Here is an 18115-nt window from a genome sequence, read left to right on the forward strand (position 1 = left end):
GGCCACTCACTGTCTGTCTCTCCCTCCCTTCCTCCCCAACTTGGATCATCCCCATGAAGCTTTCTCGCCTGGCCGTTCTGGCCCTGTTTGCAGCCGCCCCAGCCTTCGCAGGCGCCACGAGCTTCGTGGTCGACTTTGAAAAGAGCTGGGACTACGGTGTCTCTGTCGATGGTTTCTACAGCGGTGGCAAGGCCTCCGATGCCACCACCGGCGACAATTTGGGTGTCGAGTTTTTCGGCATGATGGGCTTGTCCAATGACGGCAACTTCACTTACTACAGTGGTGCACCGTCGTCCGATGGTATCGCCCAGGCCATCGACACTGATGCCAACGGTGCCCACACCAACTCCTATATGAACGTCGCCGCCGGCGTTCAGAACGGTCTGTCTTTGTTCTACGCCAGCTATGTTGACGTGAGCGGCGCCGTCAAGGCCTATTCCGGCTTGAATGGCACCGGCGACTTGCTCGGTACCTTCAAGTTGGACAAGACGGCAAACGCCGGCTTCGACAGCTGGAAGCAAGTGACCTTGAAGTTCAGCGGCACCGCCAAGTCTTTCGATCTGACCGGCAGCGCCGGCCAGGGCATCGGCTTTGACAATTTCGCCAGCGTCTCGGCCGTGCCAGAAGCCAGCACCTCGCTGATGATGTTGGCCGGCGGCTTCGCGCTGTTGGGCCTGACACGCCGCCGCCGCGGCTGATCAATACAGCGGCAGCCCATAGTGGCTGTCAGATGGCAAGGCGGTCGCCCGGTTCCTCGGTGCGGCCGCCTTTTTGCGTTGCTTGTACCGATTGCGGCAAGCTGAACTGGACCTTTTGAAACAAAGCCCGGTATTGCTCCTCGGGCTCGTGGCCGGTCAGCGGGTCGCGGTTGGCGGCAAAGGCTTCATCCAGGTCGGCCCAGTCCTCGGCACTCAGCATCTTGAGCGCCAGCGGCAGGATCTCGCGCTCTTCGATCTGCATATGGTTCAAATAGGCGCGGATATAGCGCTCGGTCATTTGCTCGAAGGGCGCCCGGCGCGGCTCCCCCATCATTTCGAAGGCGAGCAGCGCATGTTCCAAATCACGAATCGCGCGTTCGCCGCGCAAATGCTCCTCGTCCAACCTGTCCAGTACCCCGCGAATCTCCGGCGCGCGGGCGCGCAGTTTGGGGAACAAGAGCTCGGTCTCTTTCGGGTGATGCAGCTTCGCCGGGAATTCGTCGATGTAAAAAAGCATCGCCCGCAGGGTCGCGAAGTCGCTGGCCGTGGGCAGGGTTTGCCGGTGGCGCCAGTCGGCCAGCAGCAGCGGTACCGAACGCAGCATCTCGCCCAAGGCCAGATGTTCATCCTGAATAACCTTGATCGTCAGCGGCTTCGTCGTCATGCTTGTCTCCAGCGCTATCCGCGCCATTTGGCGCTTTGTCTGCTGCGAATATTTCGCGGCAGCTTGTCACGAATTGCGCCTCCGGGCTTGCTCTGGATCAATGGTTTTAGACGGGCTGTGATTTAGTCTTGCGGCCTTCAAGCGAGCGGCGCGCGCCGGCCTAGTAAAATCCCGGGTTACCCCTCCTCGAAACTCCAGCTCCTCAAGCTCCTCAAGCCATGGCAACTACCGCTGCAAGCAACCCCACTTTGATGGCCAACGCCATTCGCGCACTGGCCATGGACGCCGTGCAGCAAGCCAATTCCGGCCACCCCGGCGCGCCCATGGGCATGGCCGATATCGCCGTCGCGCTGTGGAACCGCCATCTGCGCCACAACCCAACGAACCCTCAATGGGCCGACCGTGACCGCTTCGTGCTGTCCAACGGCCACGGCTCGATGCTGATCTATGCGCTGCTGCACTTGACCGGCTACGACCTGTCCATTGAAGAGCTGAAGAACTTCCGCCAGCTGCACAGCAAGACCCCCGGCCACCCCGAAGTCGGCATCACGCCCGGCGTCGAGACGACCACCGGCCCGCTGGGTCAGGGCATCACCAATGCGGTCGGCCTGGCGCTGGCCGAGAAGATGCTGGCCAAGGAATTCAACCGTGACAAGCATGCGGTGGTCGACCACCACACCTATGTTTTCATGGGCGACGGCTGCCTGATGGAAGGCATCAGCCACGAAGCTTGCTCGCTGGCCGGCGCCTGGAAGCTCAACAAGCTGATCGCCATCTATGACGACAACGGCATCTCGATCGACGGCCAGGTCGCACCCTGGTTTGCCGACAACACCGCCCAGCGTTTCGAGGCCTATGGCTGGAACGTGATCGGTCCGGTTGACGGCCATGACATCGACGCCGTCGACGCCGCGATTGCCCAGGCCAAGCTCAGCACCGACAAGCCGTCCCTGGTGATCGCCAAGACCCATATCGGCAAGGGCAGCCCTAACCGCGCCAACACGGCCAAGGCGCATGGCGAGCCGCTCGGTGGCGACGAGATCAAGCTGACCCGCGAGGCAATCGGCTGGGCGCATGCGCCTTTCGTGATCCCCAAGGAGGTCTACAGCGGCTGGGACGCCAAGGCCCAAGGCGCCAAGCTGCAAGCCGGCTGGGACAAGCGCTTTGCCGCTTACGCCAAGGCGCACCCTGCGCTGGCGGCCGAGTTCAAGCGTCGCATGGCCGGCGACTTGCCTGCCAACTTCGCGCAGACCGCCGTTGACGCGGTGATCGCCGCTCACACGCAAGCCGAAACCGTCGCCAGCCGCAAGGCCAGCCAGATCGCGCTCGAAGCCTTTACTGCCGCCGTGCCCGAAATGCTCGGCGGCTCGGCCGACCTGACCGGCTCGAATCTGACCAATACCAAGGCCGCGACCGCCTTCCGCCTGGAAGGCGACGGCAGCAGCAATGGCGGCCGCCACATCAATTACGGCGTGCGCGAATTCGGTATGGCCGCGATCATGAACGGCATCGCCCTGCATGGTGGCTACATCCCTTATGGCGGCACCTTCCTGACCTTCAGCGACTACAGCCGCAACGCCATTCGCATGGCCGCGCTGATGAAGCTGCGCGTTATTCACGTGTTCACGCATGACTCGATCGGCCTGGGCGAAGACGGCCCGACGCATCAGTCGATCGAACATGTGGCCAGCTTGCGATTGATCCCCGGTCTGGACGTCTGGCGCCCGGCCGACACGGCCGAAACAGCGGTCGCCTGGACCATGGCGCTGGGCAACGCCAGCCGCCCAAGCGTGCTGGCGCTGAGCCGCCAGAACCTGCCTTATGCGCCTAAGAAGGCGCTGGACGAAATCAGCAAGGGCGCTTATGTCTTGGCCGAGCCTGCTTCGGTCGGCATCAAGAGCAAAGCTCAAGCGGTGATCATCGCGACCGGCTCGGAAGTGCAGTTGGCCATGCGTGCGCAAGAGTTGTTGGCGCTGGACGGCATTGGCGTGCGCGTCGTGTCCATGCCTTCGACCAGCGTGTTCGACCGCCAAGACGTCAAGTACAAGAAGTCTGTGCTGCCCGAAGGTCTGCCGCGCGTGGCGGTGGAGATGGGCGTTAGCGATGGTTGGTGGAAATACGGCTGCGCGGCCGTCATCGGTATCGACACCTACGGCGAATCGGCCCCGGCACCGGTGCTGTTCAAGCATTTCGGCTTCACGCCGGAGAATGTCGCCGCCACCGTCAAGGTTGCGCTGGGCAAGAAGAAGTAATTGGGTGAATGACGAAGGGGTGCCCTCAGCACCCCTTTTTTCTGCGGTTTTGCAATTGTTTTTTTGGAGACTCTCAAATGACGATCAAGATTGGTATCAACGGCTTCGGCCGCATCGGCCGTATGGTGTTCCGCGCGGCCATCGCGAACTTCAAGGAAATTGAAGTTGTCGGCATCAACGACCTGCTGGAGCCCGACTATCTGGCTTACATGCTGAAGTACGACAGCGTGCACGGCAAGTTCGACGGCGAAGTCTCGGTCGACGGCCAGAACCTGATCGTCAACGGCAAGACCATCCGCCTGACGCAAGAGCGTGACCCGTCCGCGCTGAAGTGGAACGAAGTCGGCGCCGACATCGTGATCGAGGCGACCGGCCTCTTCCTCGACAAGGCTTCGGGCGAAAAGCATCTGGCAGCGGGCGCCAAGAAGGTGGTGTTCTCGGCACCGTCGAAAGACGACACGCCGATGTTCGTGTTCGGCGTCAATCACCAGACCTATGCCGGCCAAGCCATCATCTCCAACGCTTCGTGCACGACCAACTGCCTGGCACCTTTGGCCAAGGTCTTGAACGACAAATGGGGCATCAAGCGCGGCCTGATGACGACCGTGCACGCGGCCACCGCGACGCAAAAGACCGTCGACGGCCCGAGCAATAAAGACTGGCGCGGCGGCCGCGGCATTCTGGAAAACATCATTCCTTCGAGCACTGGCGCCGCCAAGGCCGTCGGCGTGGTGATCCCTGAGCTGAACAAGAAGTTGACCGGCATGAGCTTCCGCGTGCCAACCTCCGACGTGTCGGTGGTGGACTTGACGGTTGAGCTCAATAGCGAAGCCAGCTACAAGGAAATCTGCGCCGAGTTCAAGGCGCAATCTGAAGGCGCTCTGAAGGGCGTGCTGGGCTACACCGAAGAAAAAGTCGTGGCGACCGACTTCCGCGGCGACGCCCGCACCTCGATCTTCGACGCCGATGCCGGCATCGCGCTGGACAGCACCTTTGTCAAGCTGGTGGCCTGGTATGACAACGAGTGGGGCTACTCGAACAAGGTGCTCGAGATGGTGCGTGTGATCGCGAAGTAAAGCTAAAGCGTCGAGTCAATCTCGCGTCTTTCTTGTAAAGCCTTGCTTGGTCAACAAGCAAGGCTTTTTTATGTCCGGTTTGACACAAACTGAGGGGCGGCAATTGCCCTTCTTTACGCATGGGCCGCCAAGCCACCGTCTAAACTGCTTGGTCTTGCGCCGCGCGGACGGCGCCTCTCGTTTGGAGTTGTCCGGTCATGAAGTCCCCCATTCTTGCTCTTGCCATCTTGTCGTCGCTGCTGGTGGGTGGAGCGCAAAGCCTGCCCTCCGCGCTCGCGGCGAGCAGCGAGGCTGCGCCGGTCAAACTGGACAATGCCCGTGTCATCGTGCGCTTCAAGGCCGCTGCGCCCAGCGTGCGCGCCAAGATCATGTCGGCCAAGGAAGGCCGAATTTCGGCCCAAGACATTGCGCAAACCCGCGCCACCGCTTTAGGCATGCGCACCGGCGTCAACAAGGGCGTGGTGCGCCTGGGAGCCCATCGCAGCCTGGATGAGCGCACCCATGTGTTCACGGCCAAGGGCATAGACTCGGCCACCTTGGCCAAGCGCTTGGCGCAAGACAGCGAGGTCGAGATGGTGGTCGTTGATCAGCGCCGGCGGCACAGCGCGGTGGCGCCCAATGATCCGCTCTACGCCGGCTTTGGCGGCGTCGCGCCGACGGCAGGCAATGGCTCGGCCAATGGTCAGTGGTACTTGAAGGCGCCCAGCAGCGTGCCCGGTGAGGCGGTCTCCAGCATCAACGCTCCGGCCGCCTGGAACATCACGACCGGCAACAACTCCGTCGTGGTGGCTGTCCTGGATACCGGCGTGCGCAAGGATCACCCCGACTTGGCCGGCCAGTTCGTGGGCGGCTACGACATGATCAACAACGCGGCGACCGCAGGCGACGGCGACGCGGTGCGCGACAGCGACGCCTCCGACCCCGGCGACTATGTGACCCAGGCCGACATCAACAGCGGTGCGCTCGGTGCGGGCTGTGATGCCACCGACATCGGTAACAGCAGCTGGCATGGCACAAGAGTGGCCGGCTTGATCGCAGCGACCAGCAATAACGGCCTGGGCATCGCCGGCGTGGCCTGGGGTGTCAAGCTCTTGCCCGTGCGCGTGCTGGGTAAATGCGGCGGCTATGACTCCGACATCATGGCCGGGATGAAATGGGCGGCCGGCATCGCGGTGTCAGGCTTGCCGACCAATCCGAACCCGGCCAAGGTCTTGAACCTGAGTCTGGGTGGCACGGGCAGCTGTGACACGAGCGGCACCGGAGGTCTGTACCGCGACACCATCAACCAAGTCATCGCCGCCGGCGCCACCATCGTCGTAGCGGCCGGCAACAGCGCGGGCTTGGCGGTTGGCTTGCCCGGCAATTGCCCGGGCGTGATTGCCGTCACCGGCCTGCGCCATGTCGGCAGCAAGGTCGGTTTTTCCAGCCTTGGGCCCGAGGTGTCCATTGCTGCGCCGGGCGGCAACTGCGTCAACCTGACCGGTGCTTGCTTGTTCCCCATGCTCAGCACCACCAATAGCGGCGCTACGAGCCCCGTTGCGGCCGACGCGGCCTATACGAACAACTCGGCCTCGGTAGGCACCAGTTTCTCGGCGCCGATTGTGTCCGGCACGGTGGCTTTGATGCTGTCGGCCAAGCCCGCGTTGAAGGCAAACGAGGTTCTGTCGATTTTGCAAAAGACAGCCCGCCCCTTTGTCGCCACCGGCGCCACGGCAGGAACCGCGCAATGTGCCGCGCCGACCTCATCCGAGCAGTTAGAGTGTTACTGCACCACCAGCACCTGTGGCGCCGGCATGCTGGATGCAGCGTCCGCGCTGGCCGCAGCTTCGGCCTTCAAGTCGGCCCAAACCATCAGCTTCAGCGCGCCGGCCGACCAGGTGCTGGGCGGTGGCGCTGTTGCCTTGGTGGGCAGTGCCAGCTCGGGCCTGGCGCTGGCCTTCGCCTCGGGCACGCCGGCGACCTGCACGGTCAGCGGCAGCACGGTGAGCTTGGTGGCGGTAGGCACCTGCACGGTGACGGCCACTCAGGCGGGTGACAGCAGTTATGAAGCGGCTGCACCGGTCTCACGCAGCTTTGCGATCGCGGCGGCCCCGGTGCCGGTGGCCGAAAGTGGTGGCGGCGGCGGTGGCGGGGCTTTCAGCGGCCTGTGGGTCGCGCTGCTGGGCTTCTCGACCTGGCTTTTGCGCCGTCCGAGCGCTGCGAATTCAAGGCGAACTGGCGGCGCCTGAGGCGGGCGCCGAAGCCGCAGCCGCAGCTGATGCAGCGCTTGCCGCGGTAGGCGCCGAACAAGCCCTGAAGCCCCCATGCAAGGCGGGCTCCTTAGCCAGGCCCAGCAGCTTGGCGGCCTGGCTGCTGTCAGCCTTGGGGACGATCAGCTTGTGGCGCTGCTGCGGTGCTTGCAGCTGCATCACCCGCAGGCCCTTCAACTGCCGCTGCGTCAAAGCATCGAGCGCGGCAAGAGCTGCCTTGTCGCTGGCGTGGCGGCTCAGCACCATGGTGGGCAGCTCTTCGGGCGGGCCACTCAGGTATTCAAAGCCGATTTTCATCTTCTTATAGGTTTCTTCCTTGCGAGCCTGGAAGTCCTTGGAGGGCAGGCGAATCGTCGCCAGCGCCCACACACCAGGCAGCTCGCTGGTCTGCGCCTGCCAGTCGCTGGCCGTCAAGCCGGCGCGCTGCAACACGGCCTGCGCCTCGGCCAGCGCGGCGTCGCCATTCAAGGGCCCTAACTCCAGGCAGCTGCGGGTCTGTAGCGCGGCTGCGGCCTGCGGGCTGAGCAGCGTGATGAGCTCGGGGTGCACCTGGGCGGAGATACGCTGAGGCTCACGGTCGCCGCTTGCCTTGATGCCTGTTGCGCCGTCCAGCCAGCCCCGGGTCCAGGCGAAAAACAGTCCGTTCAACACGATCAAGAGCAGGACCAGGGCGCGCAGCATCAGGGTCAGCCTTGTTGCTGCGGCGTTGCACAGTCGTGCGTGCCTGCGCTCAGGCGCACGCTGACTTCGCCGCCATTGATCGCTACGACGCCTTGGTGGGTCTGCAGCAGCAATTCGCCCTGCGCGCCGACGCCACGTGAGATGCCCTCGACCGCGCCTGCTGTCACGCATTGGCCCAGGGTCAGGTCGCGCTTGGCATAGCGCTCGGCCCAGCCCGCAAAGCCGTTTTGCTCAAAATCTTGCAGGCATTGCACCAGCGCCGGGGCGATCAAGGCCAGTGCAGCGGGGGCGGTGCAGCCCGGCTGCAGCTCATCCAACGCGGCAAAACCGGTGTTGAACTGCAGGCTGGGGGAGTCCTCGCTGTCCTTACCGGCGTTCAATTCCTTGATATTCAATCCCACGCCTATCACCGCCATGCGGCCTTCGCCGGCCGTCACGGTCTCGATCAAGATGCCGCCGAGCTTGCGGCCGTCGAGCCAGATATCGTTGGGCCATTTCAGGGTCAGGCGCGGGGCTGTGCTGCTGGCTTGGCTGGGCTCCAGCGCCTCGGCAATCGCGCAGCCCACGGCCAGCGACAAGCCCGACCAATCGGCGGGTGCGAGGTTCAAGGCCAGTGAAAACGTCAGCGAGCTGCCCGGCGCCGATAGCCAAGCCCGGCCCAAGCGCCCACGGCCATGGGTCTGATGCTCGGCCACCAGCAAGCAGGGCTGCATATCGTGGGCCCGCCGGCCATAGGGCTGGGGCTCGCCGCTGCGGGCTTCGCTCTTGATGCGGTCCAGCAGCGCGCTATTGGTTGATTCGGCACGCGCCAGCACCTCAATGCTGATGCCGGGCAATAGCGGCAGCAGGGCCTCGTAAAGACTCTCTGCATTCCAGTTTTGATAAGCGGGTGTCACGGCGGCATAACTCAACGTTTCGGCGCCAGCATGGTGCCACGGCATTCGGGGCTGCCACAGTAGCAGGCGAATTCTTTTTTCAGCTTGGCCGTGTAGCGCTCGTCAATCGTCAGGCCGTAGTCATAGAACAATTCTTCGCCGGGGCAGATGTCGCGCAGCGCCGTGATGAACACCCGGCCGTCTTCCTCATCGGCTTCGCAGTTAGGGTCGCAGGCGTGGTTGATCCAGCGCGAGCTGTTGCCGCCATGCAGCGCGTCGATGACGCGGCCGTCTTCGATGTGGAAGTAAAAAGTATGGTTGGGCTGGGCCGGGTCATGGGGGTGGCGGTCCATCGCTTCGTCCCAAGAAATACGCTCGCCGGTGTATTCAATCAGCCGCTCGCCGGCATTGAGGTGAACGAGCGCATAGACTCCGCGCCCATGGACGCCGGAATTTCGTACCTGAATGCGTCGGCCTGCTGGTTTGGCCGCTTTGTCGGTTTTGGCCGCTGGCGCCGGCTTGACAGTTTTTTTCGCTGTTGACGAGCTCATCGGCTTTTTAGGTACATTGAATTCATGGGTGTGCGCGCGTGTGGGTGCGTGCGTGCGTGTGTATGTGCGCGAGGCCGGATTGTAGGCAGGGTCTAGCTTGGTTTGCTGTGACCCCGATCATTGACGAAAAGAAAACATCATCATCATGAGCAAGACCCTGATCATTGCCGAGAAGCCCTCCGTGGCTCAAGACATCGTCCGCGCGCTGACTCCCAGCGCCGGCAAGTTCGAAAAGTTTGATGAATATTTCGAGAGTGACCAATATGTGGTCAGCTCCGCCGTCGGCCATTTGGTCGAAATCAAGGCGCCGGAGGAATTCGACGTTAAGCGCGGCAAATGGAGTTTTGCCAATCTGCCGGTGATACCGCCGCACTTCGATCTGAACCCGATCGACAAGGTCAAGGGCCGCCTGAACGCCCTGGTCAAGCTGATCCGCCGCAAGGACGTCACGCACTTGATCAACGCCTGTGACGCGGGCCGCGAGGGCGAGCTGATCTTCCGTCTGATCGTTCAATATGCCGGCACCGCCAAGGCGGCCATTGCCAAGCCGATCGAACGCCTGTGGTTGCAATCGATGACGCCGCAAGCGATTCGCGATGGTTTTGAGAAGCTCAAGAGTGACGCGCAGATGCTGCCGCTGGCCGACGCTGCGCGTTGCCGCTCCGAGGCCGACTGGCTGGTCGGCATCAACGGCACGCGGGCGATGACGGCCTTCAACTCGCGTGACGGCGGCTTTTTCCTGACCACCGTGGGCCGGGTGCAGACGCCGACCCTGTCCATCGTGGTCGAGCGCGAAGAAAAAATCCGCAAGCATGTCTCGCGCGACTATTGGGAAGTGCGCGCCAATTTCGACGCCGTTGCCGGTCAGTACGAGGGCAAGTGGTTTGACCCGGCCTGGAAGAAGGACGAGGACCTTGAGCGCCGCGCTGACCGCGTCTGGAACCGCGCCGACGCCGACGCCATCGCGATGGCGGCACTCGGCCAGCCGGCCAGCGTACGCGAGGAAAGCAAGCCCACGACCAGCAGTTGCGGCGGCCTCTATGACTTGACGACCTTGCAGCGCGAGGCCAATTCGCGCTTTGGCTTCTCGGCCAAGACAACGTTGAGCCTGGCCCAGGCCTTGTACGAAAAGCACAAGGTCCTGACCTACCCACGGACCGATTCGCGCTATCTGCCCGAGGACTATTTGGCCGTGGCCAAGCAGACCGCCGAGATGATCGCCAACGAGGACATGCCCGGCCCGCTGCGCGAGTTGTCTGTGCATGCCCGCAAGGCGCTCAAAGAAGGCTATATCAAGCCGACCAAGAAGGTCTTCGACAACGCCAAGGTCTCGGATCACTTCGCCATCATCCCGACGCTGCAAGCGCCCAAGAGTCTCAGCGATATCGAGGCCAAGCTTTACGACATGGTGGTCAAGCGCTTCTTGGGCGTGTTTTTCCCGTCGGCCGAATTCCTGGTCACGACGCGGATTTCTACCGTCAAGGCAGCGGGTAAGGAGCTGAACTTCCAGACCAATGGCAAGGTGCTGGTCAAGCCGGGCTGGCTGGCTGTCTACGGCAAAGAGGTGCAAGAGGACGACGCCAACTTGGTCGCGGTGGCGCCCGGCGAAGTGGTGCGCACCGAGTCCGTCGATGTGAAGAGTTTGCAGACCAAACCGCCGGCCCGCTACACGGAAGCGACGCTGTTGTCGGCGATGGAAGGCGCGGGCAAGCTGATCGACGACGAGGAGCTGCGCGCCGCGATGACCGAGAAGGGCCTGGGCACGCCAGCCACTCGCGCGGCGACTATCGAAGGCTTGATCATGGAGAAGTACATGCTGCGCGATGGCCGCGAGCTGGTGCCCACCGCCAAGTCCTTCCAGCTGATGACCTTGCTGCGCGGCCTTGATGTGCAAGAGTTGACCAAGCCCGAGCTGACCGGCAACTGGGAATTCCAGCTGGCCGAGATGGAAAAAGGCCGCTTGAACCGCGACACCTTCATGGCCGAGATCGCCGCGATGACCGAGCGCGTGGTGCAAAAAGCCAAGGAATATGACCGCGACACCATCCCGGGTGATTACGCGACCTTGAAGGCACCCTGCCCGAAGTGTGGCGGCGTCGTCAAGGAGAACTATCGTCGCTACACCTGCATCGGTGCGGAAGGCGCTGCCGAAGGCTGCGGCTTCTCGATCGGCAAGATTCCGGGTGGCCGCAGCTTCGAGTTACATGAGGTCGAGAAGTTCTTGACTGATAAGAAGATCGGCCCGCTGGAGGGCTTCCGATCCAAGGCCGGTTGGCCTTTCACCGCCGAGCTGGCGCTGGTCTATGACGACGAGATCCACAACTGGAAGCTCGAATTCGACTTCGGCGAAGACGCCAAGAAGGCCGAGGGCGACGGCGAGCCGGTTGACTTCAGCGCGCAGACTTCGCTGGGCGCCTGCCCCAAGTGCCAGGGCCATGTCTTCGAGCATGGGTCCAACTATGTCTGCGAGCACGCGGTCGGTGCGGCGGTGACCTGCGACTTCAAGAGCGGCAAGATCATCTTGCAGCAGCCGATTGAGGTGGCGCAGATGCAAAAGCTCTTGAGTGAGGGCAAGACCGCTTTGCTGGAGAACTTTGTCTCCAACAAGACGCGGCGCAAGTTCAAGGCCTTCCTGGCCTATGACAAAAAGGAAGGCAAGGTGATGTTCGAGTTTGAGCCGCGTGCGCTCAAGCCTGGCGCCAAGCCCTCGGCCAAACCTGCCGCCAAGACCGCCGCGCCAGCCAAGACGGTGGCCGCCAAGAAGGTTGCGGCCAAGAAGGCGCCGGCAAAGAAGGCCGCCGCGAAGAAAGTCGCCGTCAAGAAAGCTGCTTAGATAGATAGGCAGGCCGACAGACAAGCTGAACGCTGAGGAGCTGGAGCATGGGACGTAGCCCGGTAAGCATTGGAATTCAGACCCGCTTGATTGCCGGCATCGGCCTGGTGGCGAGCATTCTGGTGCTGGCGCTGGGTTGGTACTGGACGGTGGCCGAAGAGCGTGAGTTGTCGCTGGCGCTGATGCAGCGCGAGCAGCGTATGGCCGATCTGGTGGCGCGCAGTTTTGCCGCGCCGATCTGGAATCTGGACGGCACTGCGATCGAGAACCTGCTCGATGCGGTGATGGCCGACCCGGAGGTGCATGCGGTCGAGATGATCAGTTTGGGCGTCAACGCCGCGCCGCTGCGGCGCGAACGCAATCGGCCGGCCGTGCTGCCGCTGCGCCGCGAGTTTCCGGTGATGTATCAAAGCAGCCCGCATGCCGAGCCCACGCTGGTGGCCCAGGCGGTGCTGATCTCCACGAGTGAGCTGGTGCAGGCCCAGGTCATGCATACGCGGCGTTTTGTCGCCGGGCTGCTCGCTGCAACCCTGGCAGCGGTGATTGCGACCAGCTATTTGCTGATCAATCGCCTGGTGACGCGCCCGGTCAAGCGCCTAGGCGCGATGGCGCAGCGGGTGGCGGCGGGCGAGTTGGGGGCCAGCACCGAGGTTGAACACAGCGACGAGATCGGCGTGCTGACCCAGCAGTTCAACTCGATGAGCGAGCGCCTGCTGAGTTCATCGGTGGGCTTGCGCCAAAGCGAGGAGCGCTACCGCAGCCTGTTCGAGAACGCCACGGAGGGTATTTTTCAGGCCGACTCGAAAGGTCGTTTGCTGAGCCTGAACCGGGCGCTGGCCAAGATGCTGGGCTATGCCTCGCCACAAGATGCGCTCAAGTCGGGCCGCCGCCTGCGTGCCTTGGTGCAGGTGGAGGCCCTGGAGTACAAGCGCATTGCCCGAGCGCTGACCCGTTACCGCTTGCTTCAGCAGGTGCCCTTGTTGATCGCCAACCGTGAAGGCATGCAGCTCTGGGTTGAGCTCAGCGCGCATGTGGTGGCCTCGGCCGACGGCAGCGGCACCCGCATCGAGGGCATGGTCAGCGACATCAGTCAGCGCCGCCTGGCCGAGCAAGAGCTGACCCATCACCGTGACCATCTGGAAGAGCTGGTGACCGAGCGCACGCTTGAGCTGAGCCAGGCCAAGCATCGCGCCGAGGCCGCCAGCCAGGCCAAGAGCCGCTTTTTGGCCACCATGAGCCATGAGTTCCGCACGCCCTTGAACGCGATCCTGGGCTTTACCCAATTGCTGCAGATGGACGACAGCCTGAGCGCTGCGCAGCAGAGCAAGATCGCACAGGTGCGCGAGTCGGGCGAGCATTTGCTCAATCTGATCACGGACGTGCTCGACACGGCCAGCATCGAAGCCGGCAAGGTGCGGCTGCAGCCCAGCTCGGTTGACCTGCGCGCGCTCTTGGACATGGTGTGTGACAACGTGCGCCTGCGCATCGAGCAAAAGCATCTGCTGTTCAATATCGACCTGGGCCTGCAACTGCCCTCCAGAGTGATGGTGGACGGCCAGCGCCTGCGCCAGGTCTTGCTGAATCTGCTCTCGAATGCTCTGAAGTTCACCGACTCCGGCTCGGTCGGCCTCAGCGTGCGCCTGCTCAGCCTGCAAGAGGGTGTGGCGCGCTTGAACTTCGAGGTCCGCGATACCGGCATCGGCATTGCTGAGCATCAGCTCGGGCGCTTGTTCCAGCCTTTCGAGCAGGTGGTGGACGACGCACGCTGCCTGGGCGGCACCGGGCTGGGCCTGTCGATCAGCCAGCAGCTGATGCGCGAGATGGGCAGCGAAATCCATGTGCACAGCGAGTTTGGCGCGGGCAGCCGCTTTTCTTTCGAGCTCAGCCTGCACACGGTCTCGTGAATGAGTGACGAGCGCGCTCAGGCATGAGCAGCCTGGTGTTCTACAAGCTGCTGGCGATCTTTATCGCGGTGGCGATTGGCTGGTTTGTCGGCCGTATGCGCTGGCTGGGCGGCCCCACCGGCAGCGGCGCCGAGGCAAGCGACCCGGCCCGCGTGCTGTCCAATGTGGCCTTCTACATTTTTGTGCCAGCGCTGCTGTTTCGTACCACTGCGCGGCTCGATCTGGCGAGCCTGCCTTGGCTGACGCTGGCGGCTTTCTTCATGCCGGTCCTGCTGCTTTTGCTCTTGGTCTACGGCCTGCAGCGTTGGCGATCCAAGCTGAATGAGGCGCCTGCCAGCCCCAGCGTGCAGGCCATCACCGTGACCTTCGGCAACACCTTGCAAATCGGCGTGCCGCTGGCTGCCGGCATCTTCGGCGAGGCCGGCTTGGCGATTCACATCACCGTGATCAGCATGCATGCGTTGACGCTGCTGACCGTGTTGACGCTGTTGGTCGAGCTGGACCTGGCGCGTGCCCGACCCGAAAAGGGCGGCCTGGCCGGCACGCTGGCGCTGACGGTGCGTAATACCGTGATTCACCCGGTAGTGCTGCCGGTGTTGGCAGGTCTGGCCCTGAATGCAAGCGGCATTGCCTTGCCGGCCGTGCTGGATGAGGTCTTGCAGATGTTGGGCACGGCGGTGGTGCCGCTGTGCTTGACGCTGATCGGCATGTCGCTGGCCTATTACGGCTGGCCCAAGGCCTGGCGCGGCGTGCTGGGCCTGGCGGCGCTGAAGCTGCTGCTCTTGCCGGCCTTGGTCTTGCTGGTGGCGCATTGGGGCTTTGGTTTGAGCGGCATCCCCTTGTCGGTGATCGTGATGGCGGCGGCGCTGCCGACCGGCTCCAATGCGCTGATCTTCGCCCAGCGCTACCGCTGCCAGGAGGGCGAAACGACGGCGGCCATCGTCGCCTCGACGCTGCTCTTCGTCCTGACGGCGCCACTGTGGCTGGCGGTTTTGAGCGCCATCTGATCAAGCCCGAGTAGGAGGCAGGATGAGTCCCTCGTGCACGGCTATATGGGCCAGAGCGGCTTCAAAGCTGGCGCGCGCCTCGGCGGCCACGCAGCGCAAATAACGGTGTAGTTGTGCGTCGGCCGGGCTGCGGTCCTCGCACTCGGCGCTGTAGGCCTCAAAGTGAGTGAGTTGCAGCAGCAACTCGGCCACATGGCGTGGGCATTCGCAGGCGACGGTGGAGGACAGGCTGGCGAAATCGTTCAGCGCCGCATCATCCCAGCGCCGCGCCGGTATCTGGCTGCCGGCCTCTGGCAGCGGCTCGCGCGTTCCGTCGGGGCCAGCAGCTGCAAGGCCGCTCAAGCTGCCCGTCATGACATTCATTACGCCGCCCAGCCATTGCCCCAGCGTGCTGTCATTTTGCGGCTCGCGCAGCAGCGCCTTGCCGGCCCCGGCCAAGCCTTCGCAGTGGCTCTCGCTGGCAAAACGGTAGAGCAGCGCCATGGGCAAGCTCGCCAAGCTCGGCGCCGCCGCTTGCAGCTCGCTGGGCCAAGTCTCATGCAGCCTAGCCTGCTGCAGCAGCAAGAGATCTACCGGCTGGCCCGCCAAGGCGGCCTGTGCCTGCGCGGCGTCTTCAAACGGACCCAGCCATTGCACCGGCCGGCCCAGGCCGCGCAGCAAGGCGGGGGACTGCAGGCGGGCGGCCAGCGCCTTGCCGATGACTGCGACCCGCAAGCTGGGCCGCTTTGCTGCTGATGCGCGGCCATCAAGCCTAGCGCGAGCCGGCTGCTTGTCGGCCAGGGCGCCGGCATGCGTGGCGGCGACGTCTTGCAGCTGCTGCTGACTCAGCGCCGCCAAGCTGCCGATGGCGTGACCCAGATCGCTCAAGCGCTTCAACAAAGACAGGTGTTGGACATCGGCGGCCGTGTACAGGCGCTGCCCGCTGGCACTCAGCTCCACCTGCGTGAGTCGGTAGCGACGCTCCCACACCCGCAGCGTAGCCACTGGCATGCGCAGCATGCGGGCGACCGCGCCGCTGCGATACCTGACCGCTGCCTCCGGTGACTTGCTTGGCTTCATGCCCGCATTGTGCGTGAAGAGTGTTTGACGCCAATTAGCGGAGGTGATTAGTCGGGATTGAAAGATTTGACGATAGTTTGACTCGAAAGAGCCTATCCTGCGAAGCAGAGGCAAGGGTCCTCTGAATCACCCTCATTAGCCATCGCAAGGAGTAACCCCATGACTCAATTGATCCAACGCCGTGTTTTTCTGATGACCGTCGCCGCCTCCACCGCGGCCCTCGGCACCAGCGCCGCTTTCGCGCAGGCGATGGTGGACGAAAAAGACGCCCAAGCCGCAGCGCTGGGCTATGTGGCCGATGCCAAGCGCGTCGACGCGAAGAAGTTCCCCAAGTTCGCCGCAGGGCAAAACTGTGCGAGCTGCGCCTTGTATCAAGGCAAGGCCGGTGACAAGGCCGGTGGCTGCCCGCTGTTTGCAGGCAAGCAAGTGGCCGCAGCCGGTTGGTGCAGCGCCTGGGCCAAGAAGGCCTGATCAGCGCCGCGACGCTAGCGCCCTTGTTGCCGTGAACGCTGACTCTCAATCGTTTCGTGGCAACAAGGCGGCGCTGCCGTCCAAGCCCTGCCTGGGCTGCGCGCGCCCCATGACTTGGCGCAAGTGTTGGGCCAAGAACTGGGCCGAGGTCAAGTATTGCTCCGACGCCTGCCGCCGGGGCAAGGTTCCAAAGGGCAAGCAGGGCAGCAAGGCCCTGCATGGCTGAGCTGCGCACGCTGGTGCTGGTCCTGGGTGACCAGTTGGACCTGGACGCCGCCGCCTTCGACGGCTTCGATGCCGCGCAAGACGCGGTTTGGATGGCCGAGGTTGCGGACGAGTCCACGCACATCGCATCCGGCAAGCCGCGCATCACGATGTTTCTGGCAGCGATGCGGCATTGCGCCCTCGCCCTGCAAGAGCAGGGTCGCCCGCTGCATTACATGCGCTTGGAGGATCCCGGCAACGCCGGTAGTTTGGCCGCGCAACTGTTGGCCGATGTGGCCCGCCTGAAACCCAGCCGCTTGCTGATGACGGCGCCCGGAGATTGGCGCGTGCTGCAAGCGCTCAAGGCCGCCGCTCAAAGCTGCGGCTTGGCGCTGGAGATCCGCGAAGACCGGCATTTTTTCAGCAGCGTGCGCGAGTTTGCCGAGCATGCGCGCGGGCGCAAATCGCTGCGTATGGAGTTCTTCTACCGCGAGCAGCGCAAAAAGCACCAGATCCTGATGGACCCGGCGCAGGCCGGCTCGCCGCTGGGTGGGCAATGGAATTTTGACGCCGAGAACCGCGCCGCCTTCGGCGCCGAGGGGCCGGGGCTGTTGCCGACACGCAGCCGCTTCGAGCCCGATGAGATAACGCGTGAAGTGATCGCGCTGGTGGAGCGCCGCTTTGCCCATCACCCGGGCAGCTTGGCGAGTTTTGCCTGGCCGCTGACGCGTGCGCACGCGCTGCAAGCCTTGCAGGCCTTCATCAGCGAGCGCCTGCCGCTGTTTGGTCGCTATCAGGACGCGATCTGGCCCGGCGACCCCTGGCTGTATCACGCACACCTGTCGGCCGCGCTCAACCTCAAGCTCTTGAATCCACGCGAGGTGGCGGCGGCGGCGGTCGCCGCTTACGAGGCCGGTCAGGCGCCCTTGGCGAGTGTGGAGGGCTTTGTGCGGCAGATTTTGGGCTGGCGCGAATATGTGCGCGGCGTTTACTGGACGCAGATGCCGGGCTATCTGGAGCTCAATGCGTTGGGGGCCGAGCAAGAACTGCCGGCCTGGTACTGGACTGGCGCCACCGACATGGCTTGCTTGCGCGACGCCATCACGCAGACCTTGACGCAGGGCTATGCCAACCATATCCAGCGGCTGATGGTGACCGGCGGCTATGCGCTGATGCTGGGCGTCAGGCCGCAGGCCGTCCACGCTTGGTATTTGGCCATGTACGTGGATGCGGTGGAATGGGTGGAGTTGCCCAACACCCTGGGCATGAGCCAGTATGCCGACGGCGGTTTGATGGGCAGCAAGCCCTATATCGCCACCGGCAAATACATAGACCGCATGAGCCCGCATTGCAAAGGCTGTCGCTACGACCCGGCCCAGCGCACCGGCGACAAGGCATGCCCTTACACCACGCTTTACTGGGATTTTTTGATGCACCACGAGACGGCCATGGCCAATAACCCGCGCATGGCGCTGCAGGTCAAGAACCTCGCGCGCCTGAGCGCCGAAGAGCGTGCAACTGTACAAGCCCGGGCCGACGCGATTCGGCGCGGCGAAGTTGGAGCGCTCCCCAATGCCTTGGATTGAAGCCG

The 18115-nt window shown here is 63.5% G+C and carries 15 protein-coding genes; 10 read left to right on the plus strand and 5 right to left on the minus strand.

Annotated elements, in window-relative coordinates; genetic code table 11:
- Positions 1 to 53 precede the first annotated feature (53 nt).
- A complete protein-coding gene (locus tag LNV08_RS12865; RefSeq protein WP_263534115.1) occupies positions 54 to 698 on the plus strand; it encodes a PEP-CTERM sorting domain-containing protein in 645 nt (214 codons plus the stop codon).
- A 28-nt stretch (positions 699 to 726) separates the two neighbouring features.
- Here LNV08_RS12865 and LNV08_RS12870 read toward each other — a convergent pair whose 3' ends face one another.
- Positions 727 to 1362, minus strand: a complete 636-nt coding sequence (locus tag LNV08_RS12870) for a hemerythrin domain-containing protein (RefSeq protein ID WP_263534116.1) — start codon at positions 1360 to 1362, stop codon at positions 727 to 729.
- Between the two features lie 218 nt (positions 1363 to 1580).
- Between LNV08_RS12870 and tkt the strand changes: the two genes are divergently transcribed.
- From tkt to LNV08_RS12885, 3 genes are all read left to right on the plus strand, one after another.
- Complete coding sequence (tkt, locus tag LNV08_RS12875; protein ID WP_263534117.1) at positions 1581 to 3614, plus strand: transketolase; 2034 nt, start codon at positions 1581 to 1583, stop codon at positions 3612 to 3614.
- Positions 3615 to 3691: 77 nt separating this feature from the next.
- Positions 3692 to 4690, plus strand: a complete 999-nt coding sequence (gene gap, locus LNV08_RS12880) for a type I glyceraldehyde-3-phosphate dehydrogenase (RefSeq protein WP_263534118.1) — start codon at positions 3692 to 3694, stop codon at positions 4688 to 4690.
- 197 nt (positions 4691 to 4887) lie between these two features.
- Positions 4888 to 6918 carry a S8 family peptidase gene (locus LNV08_RS12885; RefSeq protein WP_263534119.1) on the plus strand — a complete coding sequence of 677 codons (2031 nt, stop codon included), beginning with the start codon at positions 4888 to 4890 and terminating at the stop codon, positions 6916 to 6918.
- Here LNV08_RS12885 and LNV08_RS12890 read toward each other — a convergent pair.
- From LNV08_RS12890 to LNV08_RS12900, 3 genes are read right to left on the minus strand one after another with little or no spacing between them, the layout of a single operon-like run.
- A complete protein-coding gene (locus tag LNV08_RS12890) occupies positions 6895 to 7620 on the minus strand; it encodes a hypothetical protein (protein WP_263534120.1) in 726 nt (241 codons plus the stop codon). The two genes, LNV08_RS12885 and LNV08_RS12890, sit on opposite strands and share 24 nt — an antisense overlap.
- A gap of 5 nt (positions 7621 to 7625) precedes the next feature.
- Entirely contained in the window at positions 7626 to 8561 is a 936-nt protein-coding gene (locus LNV08_RS12895) for a biotin--[acetyl-CoA-carboxylase] ligase (protein ID WP_263534121.1), read from the minus strand.
- On the minus strand, positions 8528 to 9046 hold the full coding sequence (locus tag LNV08_RS12900; RefSeq protein ID WP_263534122.1) for an SET domain-containing protein: 519 nt from the start codon (positions 9044 to 9046) through the stop codon (positions 8528 to 8530). The genes LNV08_RS12895 and LNV08_RS12900 overlap by 34 nt, the downstream gene beginning before the upstream one ends.
- A gap of 145 nt (positions 9047 to 9191) precedes the next feature.
- On the opposite strand from LNV08_RS12900, the gene LNV08_RS12905 reads away from it, so the two are divergent.
- The 3 genes from LNV08_RS12905 to LNV08_RS12915 are packed head-to-tail and all read left to right on the plus strand — an operon-like array spanning position 9192 to position 14790.
- Positions 9192 to 11879 (plus strand): DNA topoisomerase III, encoded by a 2688-nt coding sequence (locus LNV08_RS12905; protein WP_263534123.1) that lies wholly within the window; start codon positions 9192 to 9194, stop codon positions 11877 to 11879.
- A gap of 47 nt (positions 11880 to 11926) precedes the next feature.
- Complete coding sequence (locus LNV08_RS12910) at positions 11927 to 13783, plus strand: ATP-binding protein (RefSeq protein ID WP_263534124.1); 1857 nt, start codon at positions 11927 to 11929, stop codon at positions 13781 to 13783.
- Between the two features lie 23 nt (positions 13784 to 13806).
- Positions 13807 to 14790: an AEC family transporter gene (locus tag LNV08_RS12915; protein ID WP_263534125.1), complete on the plus strand. Its 984-nt coding sequence runs from the start codon at positions 13807 to 13809 to the stop codon at positions 14788 to 14790.
- Here the strand turns inward: LNV08_RS12915 and LNV08_RS12920 are convergent, their stop codons facing one another.
- Positions 14791 to 15849, minus strand: coding sequence for a MerR family transcriptional regulator (locus LNV08_RS12920; RefSeq protein ID WP_263534126.1), 1059 nt, complete (start codon positions 15847 to 15849; stop codon positions 14791 to 14793). It lies immediately after the preceding gene.
- Between the two features lie 192 nt (positions 15850 to 16041).
- Here LNV08_RS12920 and LNV08_RS12925 point away from each other — a divergent pair, with 192 nt between their 5' ends.
- The 3 genes from LNV08_RS12925 to LNV08_RS12935 are packed head-to-tail and all read left to right on the plus strand — an operon-like array spanning position 16042 to position 18110.
- On the plus strand, positions 16042 to 16320 hold the full coding sequence (locus tag LNV08_RS12925) for a high-potential iron-sulfur protein (protein ID WP_263534464.1): 279 nt from the start codon (positions 16042 to 16044) through the stop codon (positions 16318 to 16320).
- 31 nt (positions 16321 to 16351) lie between these two features.
- The gene (locus tag LNV08_RS12930) at positions 16352 to 16546 is read left to right on the plus strand and encodes a DUF2256 domain-containing protein (protein ID WP_263534127.1); all 195 of its coding nucleotides are present in this window, start codon (positions 16352 to 16354) and stop codon (positions 16544 to 16546) included.
- A complete protein-coding gene (locus tag LNV08_RS12935) occupies positions 16539 to 18110 on the plus strand; it encodes a cryptochrome/photolyase family protein (protein ID WP_263534128.1) in 1572 nt (523 codons plus the stop codon). The genes LNV08_RS12930 and LNV08_RS12935 overlap by 8 nt, the downstream gene beginning before the upstream one ends.
- The last annotated feature ends 5 nt before the right edge of the window (positions 18111 to 18115 follow it).

It is taken from the genome of Paucibacter sp. TC2R-5 (genome assembly GCF_025717605.1).
GTDB lineage: Bacteria > Pseudomonadota > Gammaproteobacteria > Burkholderiales > Burkholderiaceae_C > Paucibacter_A > Paucibacter_A albus.

Coding starts and splice junctions, on each gene's coding strand:
- gap (WP_263534118.1), top strand. CDS start 3,692: ATGACGATCAAGATTGGTATCAACGGCTTCGGCCGCATCGGCCGTATG.
- LNV08_RS12905 (WP_263534123.1), top strand. CDS start 9,192: ATGAGCAAGACCCTGATCATTGCCGAGAAGCCCTCCGTGGCTCAAGAC.
- LNV08_RS12935 (WP_263534128.1), top strand. CDS start 16,539: ATGGCTGAGCTGCGCACGCTGGTGCTGGTCCTGGGTGACCAGTTGGAC.
- LNV08_RS12865 (WP_263534115.1), top strand. CDS start 54: ATGAAGCTTTCTCGCCTGGCCGTTCTGGCCCTGTTTGCAGCCGCCCCA.
- LNV08_RS12920 (WP_263534126.1), bottom strand. CDS start 15,849: ATGAAGCCAAGCAAGTCACCGGAGGCAGCGGTCAGGTATCGCAGCGGC.
- LNV08_RS12890 (WP_263534120.1), bottom strand. CDS start 7,620: ATGCTGCGCGCCCTGGTCCTGCTCTTGATCGTGTTGAACGGACTGTTT.
- LNV08_RS12925 (WP_263534464.1), top strand. CDS start 16,042: ATGACCGTCGCCGCCTCCACCGCGGCCCTCGGCACCAGCGCCGCTTTC.
- LNV08_RS12910 (WP_263534124.1), top strand. CDS start 11,927: ATGGGACGTAGCCCGGTAAGCATTGGAATTCAGACCCGCTTGATTGCC.
- LNV08_RS12885 (WP_263534119.1), top strand. CDS start 4,888: ATGAAGTCCCCCATTCTTGCTCTTGCCATCTTGTCGTCGCTGCTGGTG.
- LNV08_RS12870 (WP_263534116.1), bottom strand. CDS start 1,362: ATGACGACGAAGCCGCTGACGATCAAGGTTATTCAGGATGAACATCTG.
- LNV08_RS12900 (WP_263534122.1), bottom strand. CDS start 9,046: ATGAGCTCGTCAACAGCGAAAAAAACTGTCAAGCCGGCGCCAGCGGCC.
- tkt (WP_263534117.1), top strand. CDS start 1,581: ATGGCAACTACCGCTGCAAGCAACCCCACTTTGATGGCCAACGCCATT.
- LNV08_RS12895 (WP_263534121.1), bottom strand. CDS start 8,561: ATGCCGTGGCACCATGCTGGCGCCGAAACGTTGAGTTATGCCGCCGTG.
- LNV08_RS12915 (WP_263534125.1), top strand. CDS start 13,807: ATGAGCAGCCTGGTGTTCTACAAGCTGCTGGCGATCTTTATCGCGGTG.